Origin of the sequence: Amycolatopsis sp. FDAARGOS 1241 (genome assembly GCF_016889705.1) — a bacterium.
In the GTDB taxonomy this organism is placed as follows: domain Bacteria; phylum Actinomycetota; class Actinomycetes; order Mycobacteriales; family Pseudonocardiaceae; genus Amycolatopsis.
The window spans coordinates 6,069,548-6,084,590 of record NZ_CP069526.1; the positions used below are offsets into that span (position 1 = coordinate 6,069,548).

Here is a 15,043-nt window from a genome sequence, read left to right on the forward strand (position 1 = left end):
CCGTGAGAGGCGGTGATGCGCGAGTGGCGGCCACCCGGCCCACCGTGACCCGGCGGCGCGAGCTGGCGCACACCAGCGCGCGGTCGCTCCTGATGACGGTGCTCGGCGAATACGTCCTACCGCGCCAGGAGCCGGTCTGGACGTCTGCCCTGGTCGATGCCCTCGGCTTGTTCAAGGTCGAGGAGAAGTCGGCCCGCCAGGCGCTCGCCCGGGCGTCGGGCGAAGGCTGGCTGAAGTCCGAACGTGCCGGCCGCCGCGTGCGCTGGTCGCTGACACCGCCGGGCCGCCGGCTGCTCACCGAGGGCGCCGAGCGCATCTACGGCTTCGGCCGGCAGGCGGGCGGCTGGGACCGCCGGTGGCTGGTGCTGCTCGTGTCGGTGCCGGAGTCGCAGCGCGACCTGCGCCACCGCATGCGCACGCGGCTGAGCTGGGCGGGCTTCGGCTCGCCGGCACCGGGCGTGTGGATCAGCCCGAACACGGCCGCGGAAGCCGAGGCCGCGCGGCTCGTCGGTGAGCTGACCGACGGCGGGCAGGCGATGTCGTTCGTCGCGAGCTACGCCGAGATCGGCGACGAGCAGCAGATGGTCGCCCGCGCCTGGGACCTGCGCGAGCTCGAACACCACTACGAACGGTTCATCGACGAGTTCACCGGCCTCGCTCCGCGCTCGGGCGAAGCCGTGCTGCTCGCACAGACGCGGCTGGTGCACGAATGGCGCCGCTTTCCGTTCCTCGACCCGGGCCTGCCGCAGGAGCTGCTGCCCGAACGCTGGAGCGGCACCCAGGCCGGCGCGCTGTTCCACGAACGCCACGCCGAGTGGCGCGAAGAAGCCCAGCGCCACTGGGACGCATTCATCGAGGGCGGCGAAGCCGGCTGAGCCTCAGTCCCGCGGGTCAGCTCGGCGAGTTCCGTGTCGGTGCCGGAACAATTGAGGAAGGCCGTCGCCCCGCCGGGTTGGCCGATCGGCCGGGCGGCGCGCCGGTGCTGAAGCGGCGGTCGTCCTCGACGAACGCGGCGTACCCGCCGGGCCCGTGCCGGTCCTGGCTGATGGCTTCGCCCGGACGCGCGGGTTCGCAGTTGCCGCAGTCGACGCACTCGAACGGATTGCGCTCACTCTCGTAGCTGCAGTCGACCGGGCACTGCTCCTCAGGCAAGAGCGGTCGGTGACGGCGATCCGGGGTCCGGCTATCACGTACGCCATGGTTGTTGTCTCCCAACGTGTTTTCGCCTCAGCCAAGAGCCGGGGCGGGCTCGTCGGTGGAGTGACCGGAACACCGGACGGGCCAGTGTGCGGCGTTGTTCACGGCCGTCGAGGCCTCGCCGAAGCCGACGGGATTCGCGGCGCGACAAGGCGTACAGGACGGCACTGCTCCGACCGGGCAAATCCCCTGGCCGGAATCTCACCGACCGCGCTACTTTCACGAGTGATCGCAGTCGAATCTGCGCAACCACGCCGGCCCGGCAAGCGTGCGTCGGGGGACGCCCACGGACGGCCCGTTTCCAGGGGGAAACTCTTGTCCCGCAGATCCTCGCGCGGGGTCTTCCGGCTGCTCGCCGGGCTGACCGCCGCGCTGATACTCGGTGCCCTCACCACGCCCGTCGCTTCCGCCGATCCGGCGAAGCTGGTGATCACCGCTTCGGTGGATGACCAGGTCCACCTCGTGGGAAAGCCGTTCCCGATCACGGTGGCCGTGCACAACGCCTCGCCTGACCCGCTGACCGGGATCACCCTCTACGGCGAGCGCGTCTCGGGCTCGTACCTGTCCCTCGACGGCTGGGGCGAATTCTCTTACCCCGGCGGGACGCTGGCTGCCGGCGAGACTCGGACGTTCGCTCTCACCGCAACGGTTTACAGCTGGCTGGACGGGCCGCCCGACGTCAACTTCACCAGCACCAGCATCCCGTCGTGGGACGTGCAGCCGGCTCAGCTGACGGTCCCGTTCTTGGATCCGACCACCACGACGGGCTCGCTCCACGGCGTGCTCTACGGCGACCGCAACGAGAACAACGCGGTCGACGCCGGCGAAGGGTTGGCCGGGGCGCCCGTGGAGATCCACGGGGACACCACCCTCGACACGGTGACCGGGGCCGACGGCAGCTTCGAGTTCGCCGATCTGCCCGCGCGGTACTACCAGCTGTTCACCCACGACCTGCCCGACGGCTGGGTCCTCCCCGACACCAACATCGGGTTCGACGTTTCCGGCGGCGACCAGAACGCCGAGGTGCGCGCCGTGCGACCGTTGTCAGACCAGCTGAAGGCCACGGTGTCTGCCGACCGCGACAGCTACGCGCCGGGCGACCAGGCGCGCGTGACGTTCACACTGACGAACACCGGGTCTCGGCCGCTGTCGGGCATCAGCGGGGCGTGTAACCGCCTCGGTGGCAGCCAGTACCAGCTCACCGGCTGGCAGTCGTGGACCGATCTCGTCTACCCGGCATCACTGACGTTCGCGCCCGGAGAAACGCGGACCTTCACCGAGATCGGCACGGTTCCGGCGGCCGCGGACCAGTACGGCGGCTTCGCCGTCGACTGCGATTTCGGGCCCGAGATGGGCAATCTCGAAGGCAACCCCGCCGTGAACCTGTGGGCGCGAGTGCCCGGCGAGCCGGGAGTCACCAGCGGGTGGATCTACCACGACGACAACAAGAACTACACCCTGGATCCCGGCGAGGCCATCGCGGACACCGCCGTGAGCTTGGTGGACATCATCTCCGGCCAGACCGCCGCGACCGGCACCACCGACGCCGACGGGCACGTGTCGTTCGGGTCCGTGCCGGCCGGGCGGTACGACCTGGAGGTCGCGGACGGCTGGGTGACGGCTGAGCAGGGCTCGTTCGAAGTCCAGGCCGGGACGTGCCAGAGCTGCGGCTGGGAGTGGTCGCGAACCTTCACCCGCAGCTGAGGCCGAACCGGGCCCGGGTCATCCTTCGCGGTGACCCGGGCCCGGTTCCGGCGTCAGGCTGCACACGGGCGGGCGCTTGCGGTGGCGCCGTGTCAGCGGCGCGTCAGCCCGGTGGCGGTCCCGTGTCAGGGCCGCGGGCGAAAGTGGTTTCAGTGATCAGCTCCTCGATCACACCAGCAGCCAGCACAGGCCCCCGGTCAACGGGGACGCCGAACTCACAGGAGACCACCATGCAGAAGTTCGACACCGCCGGCCCGATCTCCGCCGTCCTGGCCATCCCGGCCGGACGCGTCCGGCTCATCGCCGCCACTCGGACCGACACCACCGTTGAGGTCCTTCCCGCGGACGCTTCGAAGGGACGCGACGTGAAGGCGGCGGAGCAGACCACCGTCAGCTACGCCGACGGCGTCCTGCGGATCCACACCGCCGAGCCCAAGAACCAGCTCTTCGGCCCGTCCGGATCCGTCGAGGTCACCGTCCAGCTGCCCGTCGGCTCCCGGGTCGAAGGCAAGTCCGCCGGTGCCGAGCTCCGCGGTGTCGGGTGCCTGGGCGACGTCGCGTTCGAAGGCGCGTACCGCCGGATCGAAATCGAGGAGGCCGCGAGCGTCGACCTGACGGCGGTCGACGGCGACGTCGAGATCGGCCGGCTGGGCGGCCCGGCCCGGATCAGCACGGCCAGGGGCGACATCCGGATCGCCGCGGCCGTGCGCGGCACGGTCGTGCTCCACACGCAGTCCGGCGGCATCACGGTCGCCGCCGCGGCCGGCGTCTCGGCTGCCCTGGACGCCGGCACCGCGGCCGGCCGCATCAGCAACGCCCTCAAGAACGATGGCGCCACCGAGCTCGACATCCGCGCCACCACCTCCCGTGGCGACATCGTCGCCCGCAGCCTCTGAGGAGGCAGCGCCGGCGGGGGTTCGCCGCTCGAACCGGGGCGGGTCACCCTTCGCGGTAACCCGGGCCCGGTTCCGGTGTCACGTTCGCCGTCGTGATCTCCTCGGAGCAGTGGCGGCACACCAGCCGCGGGGCGACGGGCTCGCCGCACGGGTGGTGACGCAGCACCAACGGCGGTCCCTCGGGTGTGGCCAGGTGGTCGTCGCCCCACCGCATCAGGATCACCAGCGCGGGGAAGATGTCCTTGCCGGCCGCGGTGAGGCGGTACTCGTGGCGGTCCGGCTCGGTCGCGTACACCACGCGGTCGAGCACGCCGAGCTCCACCAGTTGCTTGAGCCGCGTGGACAAAGTGGGCCGCGGGATGCCGAGGTTGCGCGCGAACTGCGCGTACCGCCGGACGCCGAAGAACGACTCGCGCAGGATCAGCAGGGTCCAGCGCTCCCCCAGCACGTCCAGTGCCCGCCCGACGGACTCCGCCGTGAAGCGGTGGCGCAGCTGGTCTTCGCCGGCCATCACGGGGCCAGCTCGCGCAGCAGGGTGCGGCCGCCGCGGTCTTCCGCCGTGGCCGGGATGAGGCCGACGTGGTCGGCGCCCGCCGCGAAGTACTCCGCGATGCGGGAACGGATCCGCGCCGCCGAGCCGATCGCGCCGACGTCGCCCACCAGGGAAGGCGGAACCGCCAGCGAGGCGCGCGGAGTGCCGGATCGCGCCGCGGCCACGAGGTCACCGTAACCGAGTTCGGCGAACATCTCGCCGTAGCCGGGCGGGCTCAAGTACACCGTGACCTGCGCCGCGAGCTGCCGCTGCGTCGCCGCCCCGGGTTCGAGCGCGACCGGCACCCACACCGCGAGCCGCGGCGGGGTGCGGCCCGCTTCGGCGGCCTGGCCGTCGATCTCCTTGCGCACCCGGGAAACGTGCGCCGGCGGCACGAGGTTGAGCACGACCTCGTCGGCCACCTCCGCGGCCACGCGCGTCATCGCCGGCCCGAACGCGGCGACCGTGATCGGCAGCGGCACCGCCTCCCGAAGACGGAAACCCTTGCTGCGCACGTGCTTCCCGTGCACCGCCAGCCGCTGTCCATCGAGGACGGTCCGCACCGCCGCCACCGTCTCGCGCATGCGCGCGGCCGCGTGGTCCCACGGCCGGTCGTGCCAGCCGCTCACGATCGCCGGGCTCGAGCCACCCAGCGCGAGCCCCACGGGCCGCCGCGCCAGCGTCGCGACCGACGCCACGCCCAGCCCGAGCGCGACCGGCGTCCGCACCCCGATCGGCAACGGCCCGAGCCGCAACCCGATCCGCTCCGTCCGCAACCCGACCGCCGTGGCGAGCGAGAAGGCGTCGAACGTCGCCATCTCCCCGATCCACAGCTCACCGAACCCGTTGCGCTCGGCCTCCACCGCGATCTCGACCGCCTCACCCGCGGGCCGATCAAGCCAGAACGGCGTCACAACGCCCAACACGCTCACAGCTGCACCACCTCAGCCAGCAGACCCACCCCGCCGCAGCCACCCTCGGCCGCCAGGCCACCAACTGCACACGCCGACCAACCCAGCCACCACGGCGCCACAACACCCCAACCCCTCATCACCACACCACCCCACCGAACCCGTTGCGCTCGGCCTCCACCGCGATCTCGACCGCCTCACCCGCGGGCCGATCAAGCCAGAACGGCGTCACAACGCCCAACACGCTCACAGCTGCGCCGTCTCGGTCGGCAGGCCGAGGAGGAGCCGGCCGGTCAGCTCGTAGGTGGCGGGGTTGACCTGGAAGTGCGCGGTGGCGGTGTGCGCGTCGCGGAATCGGCGCTGCAGCGGTGAAGTCTCGTAGATTCCCGAGCCGCCACCGAGGTCGTACATGGCGCGCGCGACGTCGGCCGACGTGCGCACGGCGTGGGTGCACGCCAGTCGCAGCGCGAGGCGGGCGTCTTGCGGAACCGCCGAGGACGACGCGGCGGCCTCCCACGCGTCCTCGATCGCGCGGTAGTAGAACTCGCGCGCCGCGCGCAGCGAAGCTTCGGCCTCGGCGACCGCGCTCTGCGTGGCGGTGCGTTCGGCCAGCGACCGGCGGGACCCGCTGGGGTGCTTGGCCCCGGCCAGCTCCCCGAGCTCGGTGATCGCGCCGCGCGCGTTGCCCAGCGCGGCCGCGGAGATCGACGCCGCGAAGAACCCGAAGAGCGGGAAGCGGTGCAGCTGCCCGGCACCCGCCGGCGGACCGTCCACAACGGACAGCAGCCGGTGGTCGGGCACGAACACGTCGTCGGCGCTGGTGTCGTGGCTGCCGGTGCCGCGCAGGCCCGAGGTGTGCCAGGTGTCGTGGATCTCCAGCTCCGCGGTGGGGATCGCCGCGACGACGAGCTTCGCGTCCCGCACGCAGCCGAGGAAGAGCCAGTCCGCGTGCGTCACCCCGCTGCAGAACGACCACCGGCCGGAGACGCGCACCCCGCCGTCGACCGCGGTCGCCTTGCCGCGCGGCGCCCACACGCCGGCGGCCACCGAAGCGGGGTCGCCGAAGACCTCCTGGGCACCCTTCTCCGGCAGGTACGCGCCGAGCAGGCTGCTCGTGGCCGCGATCGAGACGCACCAGCCCGCCGAAGCGTCGGCCTCGGCCACCCGCTCGGCCGCGCGCAGCACGGCCGCCACCGTCGGCTCCGCGCCGCCGAGGCTCGCGGGCAGGCCGGCGCGGAACAGGCCCGACGTCTTGGCGGCCTCGACGACCTCGGGCGCCAGCGCCCGGCGCCGTTCCGTCTCCACGGCGTGGTCCGCGGCCACCGCAGCCAGCGGTGCCGCCTTGTCGAGCAGGTCGTCGCGAGTACCCACCGTTGCCCTCCGACCGGTTCAGGAAACTTACCGGTTCAGAATTTTTACCGACTCCGAGGCGAGTGTCAACAACACACCGTAAACAGGCAGGTCAGGGCACCACGACCACGGGCCAGATTGCGGCCCGCACCAGGCGGTTGCCCACCGAGCCGACGAGCCGGTGCCCGCCCTGCTCGGACGCGCCCACCACGACCAGGTCGGCGCTGACCTCGTCCGCGGCCTCACGCAGCTCCGGGTACGTCTCGCCGCGCCGGACCATGAACGTCACCGGCACGCCGAGCTCGTCGGCGCGCTCGTGCAGCTGGGAACGCAGCTGCTCGATCTCCTCTTCGAAGGTCTGTTGCTGCACCTCGACGACGGCCGCCGCCGCGAGCCCGGCCCACAGCGACGGCGCCGCGACGTACACGACCACGAGCCGCGCGCGCTGGCGGCGGGCCAAGCCCGCCGCATACGCGGCCGCGCGCAACCCCGTCGGCGATGTGTCCGTGCCGACCAGGATCACGCGCGGTCCGTCGGTTCCCCGCTCGTACGGACCGGGTTCCCACCGCGGGCCGTACTCTTCGACCAGATGTTCCACCCGGCCATCATGTCAGCCGGGTCAGTGCTCCCCGGCCACGCTTTCGACCGAGCGACCGGTGGTGCGCGGGCCGAGGACCGCGATGTCCAGCGCCACCAGCACGAGCGCCGCGGCGATCACCACGAACAGCACTGCCGCGCCCGAGGCGGCGAGCAGCGGCACGAGCACGAACGGCATCAGGCCGCTGGCCAGCCGCGAGATCGAGTAGGTGCCGCTGGAGGCCGTGGACCGCAGGCCCGTCGGGAAGATCTCCGCCTGGTAGATGTGGTAGGCGTTGGAGAACACGTTGCTGATGGCCGTGTAGATGAAGCCGAACGCGATGGCCAGCGCGATGGAGTTCGACAGCCCGAACGCGAGACCGAACACCGCCATCAGCAAAACCGAGCCGATCACGAGGAACTTGCGCTCCACGCGTTCCACGAGCGGCAGCGACAGCGCCGAGCCGACCGGGTAACCCAGGAACGTGAGCGCCGTGAACAGCAGCGACTGCGAAACCGGGTAGCCCTTCGCGGCGAGCACGAGCGGGACCATGGTGCCGAAGCCGTAGTAACCGATCGTCTGCAGGATGTGGAAGATCGTCATCATGATCGTGCGGCGGCGGTACGACGGGCCGAACAGGTCCTTGACCGGCGCGGCCTTGCGCACGGGCTTGCCGGTCGGCGCGTGCTCCTGCTTCAGCGGCGCGGCGGGCGCCTGGCCGGCTTCGGCCTCGAGCGCGCCGATGACAGTGTTCGCTTCCTGCGTGCGGCCCACGGAGTGCAGCCAGCGCGGCGATTCCGGCAGGCCGCGGCGCAGCAGGAACACCACGCCGGCGCCGAGCGCGCCGATGACGAACAGCCAGCGCCAGCCCGCGATGCCCAGGATCGGCTGCTCGGTGAGGCCCTTCGCGAGGAAACCGACGACCGGGACACCGCAGAACGCGAGCGTGTACGCCCACGCGATCATCTTGCCGCGCTTGCGGGCGGGCAGCAGGTCGGTGAGGTAGGTGTCCGCGAGCGGCGGCTCCGCGCCGAGGCCCACGCCGGCGAAGAAGCGGGTGACCAGCAGCATGATCGCGTTGCCGCTGAACGCGCCGAGCAGGGAGAAGAACGAGTACAGCCCCAGGTTCAGCAGGAACGCGCCCCGGCGGCCGAAGCGGTCGGCGAGCCGGCCGAGCAGCAGGGCCCCGAAGAACATGCCGAGGAACGTCGAGGCCAGCAGTGGCGGGAGCGCCGCCTTGCTGAGCTTGAACTCGCTGACCAGCACCGAGCTGATCGTGCCGGTGAGGAAGACCTCGTAGAACTCGAAGAACAACCCGAGTCCCACGGCGACCGTCGCGCGCCGGTGGGTGCGGGTGACCGGCAACCGGTCGAGCCGCGCGGCTACCGCGGCCGTCCCCGGCTCCGCCGTGTCGAGGGGGTTCGCCATCCGTCGTCTCCTTTGACTGTCCATGGCCGCACAGATCGAGCGAACGCTGGATCCACTATGTGATTCGTTCCCTCATCATGTGGCGGTAACCACGCGCCGTCAAGCGTCGCGACGGTCCGACAGGTGCACGATGTGAGCCACAGGGGCGGGTGACAAGCCGCCCACCAGCACGAAAGCTGCCCCGCCGAGGGTCGCGAAGGATCGACAAGAAATCTTCGACGCGTGCCAAGTGCGGCGAATTACGCACCGCTGGCCAATTTGGACAAAATCGACCGATCATTGGCTCGGGGCCGATGTGCGCTGACCAGCGCAAACAGGATAGGTGACCGCTACGGGGACGACGCGGCGGGCCCGGCTCGGCCGCCTTCGCACCGAGCACCGCCGAGCCCGATGCGTTCGGGGCGGCGCAGCGCGCGCCTCGAGCGGCGGCGACCAGGCCGGCTCTGCGGCCGGCTCTCAGGCCGCCGCCGACGGCGGCGGGCCATGCCGCAAACGGTGCCGCCACAGCCGCCACGGCCTGCACCCAGGTCGCTGGCCAGGGCAAATCCGGAACGAACGGAGCCGTGATTCCGACGCATCACAAGCCGTCCCGGCCCGATACCCGAACCGTTCAGCCGCCGCGACGCAATGCAGGGCCACGCGGCCACACAGCCAGCCCAGCCGGCACTCAGATCGGCACTCAGACCAGCAGGGCACCCGCGAACCACGCCGCCAACACTGGACGACCCGTCACCAGCACACTGACCAGTGCAAAGACAGCACGACCAAAGCCCTCAGCCCGACACATCACAAGCCATCCCGGCCCGATACCCGAACCGTTCAGCCGCCGCAACGGCCAACGCACGGCGATGCGGCCACAGAGGCAGCCCGCCGGTGCTCAGACCAGCACAGCGGTGGCGAACCGCAGCCCGAACGCCGCCGCAGACGCCGAGCCCGTCCACTATCAGCTCACTGACCAGCGCAAGAACAAAGCAAACGGAGCCGTCAACCAGCGACGTGACCAGCCACCGGCCCGGTACCCGAACCGCTCAGGCGCCGCAACGCAATCCACGGCATTGCCTCACCAAGCCAGCCCGGCCGGCATTCAGGCCAGCCCAGCGCCGGCGAACCACGGCGCCAACACTGACCGGTCACCAGCCCGCTGACCAGCGCAAAGCAGAACAACCGAAACCGTCAGCCCGACACGTCGCGAGCCATCCCGGCGCGATACCCGAACCGCTCAGACGCCGCGACGCCCGCCTCCACCACCAGCGGCGCCAGCTTCGGCACGTCGGACGGGGACATCCGCTGCGTGGGCGCCCCGATGCCGATCACGGCGCTCAGCTCGCCGTTGAGCCCGAACACCGGCGCGCTCAGCGACGCCGCGCCCAGGTCGCGTTCCTCGAAGGACGCGGCGTAGCCGTCGGAGCGGACTTGGGCGAGCTGCTGGTTCAGCTGGTCGATGTCGACGATCGTGTGCTGGGTGAAGCGGGCCAGGCCGTGGCCGATGGCGTCGCGCAGGGCGAGGCGGTCCCAGGCCAGGAAGACCTTGCCCGCGGAGCCGGCGTGCAGCGGCATGACCATGCCGACCACGAACAGCCGGATCACCGGGTGCCGGGATTCGGCCAGCGACACCACTGTCCGGAAAGCACCGTCGCGGACGTACAGACAGGCGGTTTCCCCTGTGTCGTCGCGGAGTTTGGTGAGCACGGGCCGCACGAGGCGGACCAGGTCGAGCCCGAAGGTCCCCGGCGCGGCCCACCGCACGAGCCCGAGGCCCACGCGGTACGTGTCGTCGTAGCGGTCGAGGAACCCTTCGCGCACGAGGTTGTGCACGAGCCGCTGGCAGGTGCTCGCGGGCAACCCGGTGGCGCGGGTGATCTGCTGCAGGGTCAGCTCCGGCTCCTCGATCGTGAACGACTCGAGGATCTGCTTGAACTTCCGCAGCACCAGCACCGGCGCGGTGCCGCCCCGCTCTTCCGCCATCGAAGCCCCGTTCTGTGACCCACCTGACTGTTCAGCCGAGTGTAGTCAGCCTCGATCGTCTTGACGGCGACACTCGCGCCCGTATTCTGATTAAACAACTCACGATGTGGTGAAGCGAGGACACATGAGTGATCGAGGCCCCCTGACCGGGGTGCGGGTGGTCGAACTGGGCAACTTCATCGCCGCGCCGACCGCCGGCAGACTGCTTGCCGACTTCGGTGCCGACGTCGTCAAGGTCGAACGCCCCGGAAGCGGCGACGAGCTGCGCCGCTGGCGCCTGCACGCGGGCGACACCTCCCTGCTCTTCCGCACGCTCGGCCGCAACAAGCGCTCGATCACGCTCGACCTGCGCTCGGCCGAAGGCCAGGACGTCGCGCGCAAGCTCATCGCCAAGGCCGACGTCGTGCTGGAGAACTTCCGCCCCGGCACGCTCGAGCGCTGGGGTCTCGGCCCGGACGAACTCAAGGAGCTCAACCCCGGCCTCGTGCTGGTGCGCGTCTCCGGCTACGGCCAGACCGGCCCGTACCGCGACCGCCCGGGCTTCGGCGGTGTCGCCGAGGCGGTCGGCGGCCTGCGCGCCCTCACCGGCTACCCCGACCGTCCGCCGACGCGCGTCGGCGTGAGCCTCGCCGACTCCGTCGCCGGGCTCTACGCGGTGATCGGCGCGCTCATGGGCCTGCTGCGCCGCGAACGCGAGCACGACGGCGGCGAGGTCGTCGACGTCGCGCTGTACGAGGCCGTCTACTCCCTGATGGAGTCGCTCGTGCCGGACTACGACGCGTTCGGCGCGACCCGCGAACCCGCCGGCTCCGCACTGCCCGGCATCGCGCCGTCCAACACCTACCGCTGCGGCGACGGCAAGTACATCGTGGTCAGCGGCAACGGCGACGCCATCTTCCGCCGCCTCGCCCACGCCATCGGCCGCCCCGACCTCGCCGAAGATCCGGCGCTGGCCGACAACGCCGGCCGCGTCGCCAACACCGCGCGGCTCGACCAGGTCATCGGCGACTGGGCCGCCGGGCTCTCGCAGGAAGCCGCCGAAGCCACGCTGCGCGCCGCCGACGTGCCCTGCGGCCCGATCCTCACCGCCGAGGACATCACCAAGGACCCGCACTTCGAAGCCCGCGGCATGCACCAGCGCCGCGCCGTGCGCATCGGCGACGACAACGTCGAGGTCACCTTCCCCGGCGTCGTCCCCGCGCTCGGCGAGCATCCCGGCAGCGTCCGGACGCTCGGCCCCGAGCTCGGCGAGCACACCGACGACGTGCTGGCCGAGCTTGGTTTCGACGACGACACCCGCGCGCGCCTGCGCGCCGACCACGTGATCTGACGACAGGAGAACCCATGACCGGCACCGACGAAGTCCTGATCACCGAAGTCGTCCTGCGCGATGGCCTGCAGGACGAGGCCCGCACCGTGCCCACGCCCGACAAGCTCCGCCTCGCCCGCGGCCTGGTCGACGCCGGGCTCCGCGCCCTGGAGGTCGGCTCGTTCGTCTCGAAGCGGCGCGTGCCGCAGATGGCCGACACCGACGAGCTCCTGCGCACCCTCGACCCGGCCACCAGCCCCGCCGCGCTGCACACGCTCGTGTTCACCGAGCGCGGTGCGCAGCAGGCGGTCGACGCCGGCGCCCGATCCGTCCGGCTCGTGGTCTCGGCGAGCGACGGCCACAGCGCCGCCAACGCCGGTGTCCCCACCGAAGGCGCGCTGGCGCGGCTCGAAAGCTGCGCCGAGATCCTGAGCAATGCAGGCGTGACGATCGAGGCGACCATCGCGACCGCGTTCGTGTGCCCGTTCGACGGCGACACCGACCCCGCGCGCACCGCCGCCACCGCGGTCCGGCTGGCGAAGCTCGGCGCGAGCGTGCTGCACCTCGCCGACACGATCGGCGCGGCGAACCCCAGCCTGCTGCGCCGCGGGATCGAAGCCGTGCGCGACGCACTGCCGGAGCTGCCGCTCGGCCTGCACCTGCACGACACCTACGGCTTCGCGGCCGCCAACGCGTGGGAAGGCCTGCGGCTCGGCATCCGCCGCTTCGACTCGTCGCTCGGCGGCATCGGCGGCTGCCCGTTCGCGCCCGGCGCGTCGGGCAACATCGCGACCGACGACCTCGTGCACCTGCTGCACCGCGAGGGCATCGCCACGGGGATCGACGTCGCGAAGCTCGCCGCGCTGCGCGACGAGGTCCGGGTCGCGGTCGGCCACCCGCTCGGTTCGGCGCTCGCCTCGGTTCCGGCCGTCCCCGCAACGCTGGCCTGAGAGTTTGCCGGTAATTTGCACACCGGCCGTATTCCTGGTCATTCTCCAGTTCCGGTGTTACGCCGTTTGCTGGTAGCGTGCCCCGCACCTGAACGCGTGTCCGGTACGTACCGGGGAGCGCAAACACGCGCGGAGGTGAGGCGGATCGCGATGCGAGACGATGTTGTCGAGGCGAGTTCCACCATCGGGCACCCGCCCGACGCGGTGTGGCAGATCATCGGCTCGCCCGAGCTGTACCCGAGATTCGTACCGGCGATCAGCTGGTGCGAGGTGACCGACGCCGCGGAACGCGGCCGGGGTCCGCGCTGCCTCATCCGGCTGGCCCCCGACCGCGACACGCTCGTCGAGGGCAGGATCCACGCGGTGGTGTACCGGCCCGGCGAGCACGTGGTCTGGTGCGGGCTGCCCGACGAGCGCAACTGGGTCTCGTTCGAGCTGCGCCCGCTCCCCCGCGGGGCCACGGAACTCGTGCTCCGCATGATGCTCCCGTCGTTCCCGGCCGAACGCGCCGACCTGCTGTCGCGCTCGTCCGTCAAGGGCATGCTGAGGGAACTGACGCAGCGGATCGACCTGCAGTTGTCCGGCGAAGCCGCCGAGCCGCCCGAGTACGACCGCGCGACCGCGCTGCGCACGGCCAACACGCTCGTGCGCGCGGGCGTGCTCAAGTCCGGCCGGCCCGACCGGGTCGTGAAGCAGCTCAACTCGTTGTCGCAGTGGGGCGCCACGATCGCCGGCGGCTACCTCGCGGCCACCGCGCGCGGGGCCGACGACGTGGCGGTGCACGACGAGCGCAACAGCCGCACGTTCCGCGACGTCGACGAGCGCAGCAACCAGCTCGCCCACTCGCTCGCGAAGCTGGGTGTCCAGCCCGGCCGGCGCGTGGCGCTGATGTGCCGCAACCACGCGGCGATGGTCGAGGCGTTCGTCGGCTGCAGCAAGCTCGGTGTCGACGTGGTGCTGCTCAACACCGGCCTCTCCCCCGCCGCCGTCGAGGACGTGCTCACCGAGCACCAGCCCGCGGCGGTGCTGGCCGACGACGAATTCGCCCAGACCATCGCCAACGTGCGGGGCGACTTCCCGCGCGTGAGCACGTGGGACGACGCTGAGCAGGGCTACCGGACCGTTGACGAGCTGATCCACGACGCCCCGGTCACGCGGCCGAAGCCGGTGAAGCGGCCCGGCCAGATCGTGGTCCTCACGTCCGGCACCACCGGCGCTCCGAAGGGCGCGCGCCGCCCGACGCCGAAGGGCCTGAGCACCGCCGCGACCATGCTCGCGCGGATCCCGTTGCGGGCGCGGGACAAGATTGCGGTCGCCGCGCCGCTGTTCCACAGCTGGGGCCTCGCGGCGCTGCAGATCGGCATGTCGGTGCGGGCGGAGCTGTCCCTGATCCGCCGGTTCGACGCCGAGGCGACGCTGCGCATGATCGCCGAGCACCGCTGCGACGCGCTGTTCGCCGTGCCGATCATGCTGCAGCGCATCCACGACCTGCCCGATCGCGTGCGCGCGCGCTACGACCTGTCTTCGCTGCGGATCGTGGCGAGCAGCGGCTCGGCGATGTCGGGCGCGTTCGTCACGTCCTTCATGGACACCTTCGGCGACATCCTCTACAACTTCTACGGCTCCACCGAGGTTTCGTGGGCGAGCATCGCCGACCCGGTCGACCTGCGCGCCGCGCCGACCACCGCCGGCCGCTGCCCGCCGGGCACGCGCATCGCGATCCTCGACGACGAGCGCAAGCTCGTGCCGCCCGGTGACGAGGGCCAGATCTTCGTCGGCAACGACATGCTCTTCGACGGCTACACCAACGGGTCCAGCGTGCCGCGGTCGAAAGACCTGATGGCCACCGGTGACGTCGGCTTCCAGGACGCGGCGGGCCGGCTGTTCGTCACCGGCCGGGCCGACGAGATGATCGTCTCCGGCGGCGAGAACGTGTTCCCGCGCCCGGTCGAGGAAGCGCTCGTCGCGCTGCCCGGGGTGTCCGAGGCCGCGGTCGTCGGCGTGCCGGACGCCGAGTTCGGCCAGCGGCTCGCGGCCTACGTCGTGCTGCGCCGCGGTGCGCGGATGCACGCGGAGGACGTGCGGCACTACATCCACCAGCGGCTCGCGCGCTTCGCCGTGCCGCGAGACGTCTACTTCGTGCCGGAGCTCCCGCGCAACGCGACGGGCAAGATCCTCAAGCGGATGCTCAACGACGACCTGTGGCCGCTGCCCCAGGCCTGAG

General features: G+C 71.6%; 12 protein-coding genes. 6 read left to right on the top strand and 6 right to left on the bottom strand.

The window, feature by feature from the left end:
* Positions 1 to 62 precede the first annotated feature (62 nt).
* The 3 genes from I6J71_RS29840 (at position 63) to I6J71_RS29850 (ending at position 3,797) form a co-directional block, all read left to right on the top strand.
* A complete protein-coding gene (locus I6J71_RS29840; RefSeq protein WP_255570914.1) occupies positions 63 to 875 on the top strand; it encodes a PaaX family transcriptional regulator C-terminal domain-containing protein in 813 nt (270 codons plus the stop codon).
* A 637-nt stretch (positions 876 to 1,512) separates the two neighbouring features.
* The gene (locus I6J71_RS29845) at positions 1,513 to 2,901 is read left to right on the top strand and encodes a carboxypeptidase regulatory-like domain-containing protein (RefSeq protein WP_239153994.1); all 1,389 of its coding nucleotides are present in this window, start codon (positions 1,513 to 1,515) and stop codon (positions 2,899 to 2,901) included.
* Between the two features lie 230 nt (positions 2,902 to 3,131).
* Positions 3,132 to 3,797 carry a DUF4097 family beta strand repeat-containing protein gene (locus tag I6J71_RS29850; RefSeq protein ID WP_204089909.1) on the top strand — a complete coding sequence of 222 codons (666 nt, stop codon included), beginning with the start codon at positions 3,132 to 3,134 and terminating at the stop codon, positions 3,795 to 3,797.
* A 43-nt stretch (positions 3,798 to 3,840) separates the two neighbouring features.
* Here the strand turns inward: I6J71_RS29850 and I6J71_RS29855 are convergent, their stop codons facing one another.
* The 6 genes from I6J71_RS29855 to I6J71_RS29880 form a co-directional block, all read right to left on the bottom strand.
* Positions 3,841 to 4,308 carry a helix-turn-helix domain-containing protein gene (locus tag I6J71_RS29855; protein WP_204089910.1) on the bottom strand — a complete coding sequence of 156 codons (468 nt, stop codon included), beginning with the start codon at positions 4,306 to 4,308 and terminating at the stop codon, positions 3,841 to 3,843.
* Positions 4,308 to 5,261, bottom strand: a complete 954-nt coding sequence (locus I6J71_RS29860; protein WP_204089911.1) for an LLM class F420-dependent oxidoreductase — start codon at positions 5,259 to 5,261, stop codon at positions 4,308 to 4,310. The genes I6J71_RS29855 and I6J71_RS29860 overlap by 1 nt, the downstream gene beginning before the upstream one ends.
* Before the next feature lie 225 nt (positions 5,262 to 5,486).
* The gene (locus tag I6J71_RS29865) at positions 5,487 to 6,611 is read right to left on the bottom strand and encodes an acyl-CoA dehydrogenase family protein (protein WP_204089912.1); all 1,125 of its coding nucleotides are present in this window, start codon (positions 6,609 to 6,611) and stop codon (positions 5,487 to 5,489) included.
* Between the two features lie 91 nt (positions 6,612 to 6,702).
* Positions 6,703 to 7,188, bottom strand: a complete 486-nt coding sequence (locus I6J71_RS29870; RefSeq protein WP_204089913.1) for a universal stress protein — start codon at positions 7,186 to 7,188, stop codon at positions 6,703 to 6,705.
* Positions 7,189 to 7,209: 21 nt separating this feature from the next.
* Positions 7,210 to 8,595: an MFS transporter gene (locus tag I6J71_RS29875; RefSeq protein WP_204089914.1), complete on the bottom strand. Its 1,386-nt coding sequence runs from the start codon at positions 8,593 to 8,595 to the stop codon at positions 7,210 to 7,212.
* A gap of 1,173 nt (positions 8,596 to 9,768) precedes the next feature.
* Positions 9,769 to 10,560, bottom strand: coding sequence for an IclR family transcriptional regulator (locus I6J71_RS29880; RefSeq protein WP_204089915.1), 792 nt, complete (start codon positions 10,558 to 10,560; stop codon positions 9,769 to 9,771).
* Between the two features lie 124 nt (positions 10,561 to 10,684).
* Here I6J71_RS29880 and I6J71_RS29885 point away from each other — a divergent pair, with 124 nt between their 5' ends.
* The 3 genes from I6J71_RS29885 to I6J71_RS29895 all read left to right on the top strand — a co-directional run bounded on the left by I6J71_RS29885 (position 10,685) and on the right by I6J71_RS29895 (position 15,042).
* Positions 10,685 to 11,890: a CaiB/BaiF CoA-transferase family protein gene (locus tag I6J71_RS29885; protein ID WP_204089916.1), complete on the top strand. Its 1,206-nt coding sequence runs from the start codon at positions 10,685 to 10,687 to the stop codon at positions 11,888 to 11,890.
* A gap of 14 nt (positions 11,891 to 11,904) precedes the next feature.
* The gene (locus I6J71_RS29890; RefSeq protein ID WP_204089917.1) at positions 11,905 to 12,819 is read left to right on the top strand and encodes a hydroxymethylglutaryl-CoA lyase; all 915 of its coding nucleotides are present in this window, start codon (positions 11,905 to 11,907) and stop codon (positions 12,817 to 12,819) included.
* A gap of 150 nt (positions 12,820 to 12,969) precedes the next feature.
* A complete protein-coding gene (locus I6J71_RS29895; RefSeq protein ID WP_204089918.1) occupies positions 12,970 to 15,042 on the top strand; it encodes an AMP-binding protein in 2,073 nt (690 codons plus the stop codon).
* Position 15,043 lies beyond the last annotated feature (1 nt).

What these genes read in the sequence shown, in the direction of transcription:
- I6J71_RS29880 (WP_204089915.1), bottom strand. Translation starts at nt 10,560, where the DNA reads ATGGCGGAAGAGCGGGGCGGCACCGCGCCGGTGCTGGTGCTGCGGAAG.
- I6J71_RS29885 (WP_204089916.1), top strand. Translation starts at nt 10,685, where the DNA reads ATGAGTGATCGAGGCCCCCTGACCGGGGTGCGGGTGGTCGAACTGGGC.
- I6J71_RS29855 (WP_204089910.1), bottom strand. Translation starts at nt 4,308, where the DNA reads ATGGCCGGCGAAGACCAGCTGCGCCACCGCTTCACGGCGGAGTCCGTC.
- I6J71_RS29850 (WP_204089909.1), top strand. Translation starts at nt 3,132, where the DNA reads ATGCAGAAGTTCGACACCGCCGGCCCGATCTCCGCCGTCCTGGCCATC.
- I6J71_RS29895 (WP_204089918.1), top strand. Translation starts at nt 12,970, where the DNA reads ATGCGAGACGATGTTGTCGAGGCGAGTTCCACCATCGGGCACCCGCCC.
- I6J71_RS29890 (WP_204089917.1), top strand. Translation starts at nt 11,905, where the DNA reads ATGACCGGCACCGACGAAGTCCTGATCACCGAAGTCGTCCTGCGCGAT.
- I6J71_RS29875 (WP_204089914.1), bottom strand. Translation starts at nt 8,595, where the DNA reads ATGGCGAACCCCCTCGACACGGCGGAGCCGGGGACGGCCGCGGTAGCC.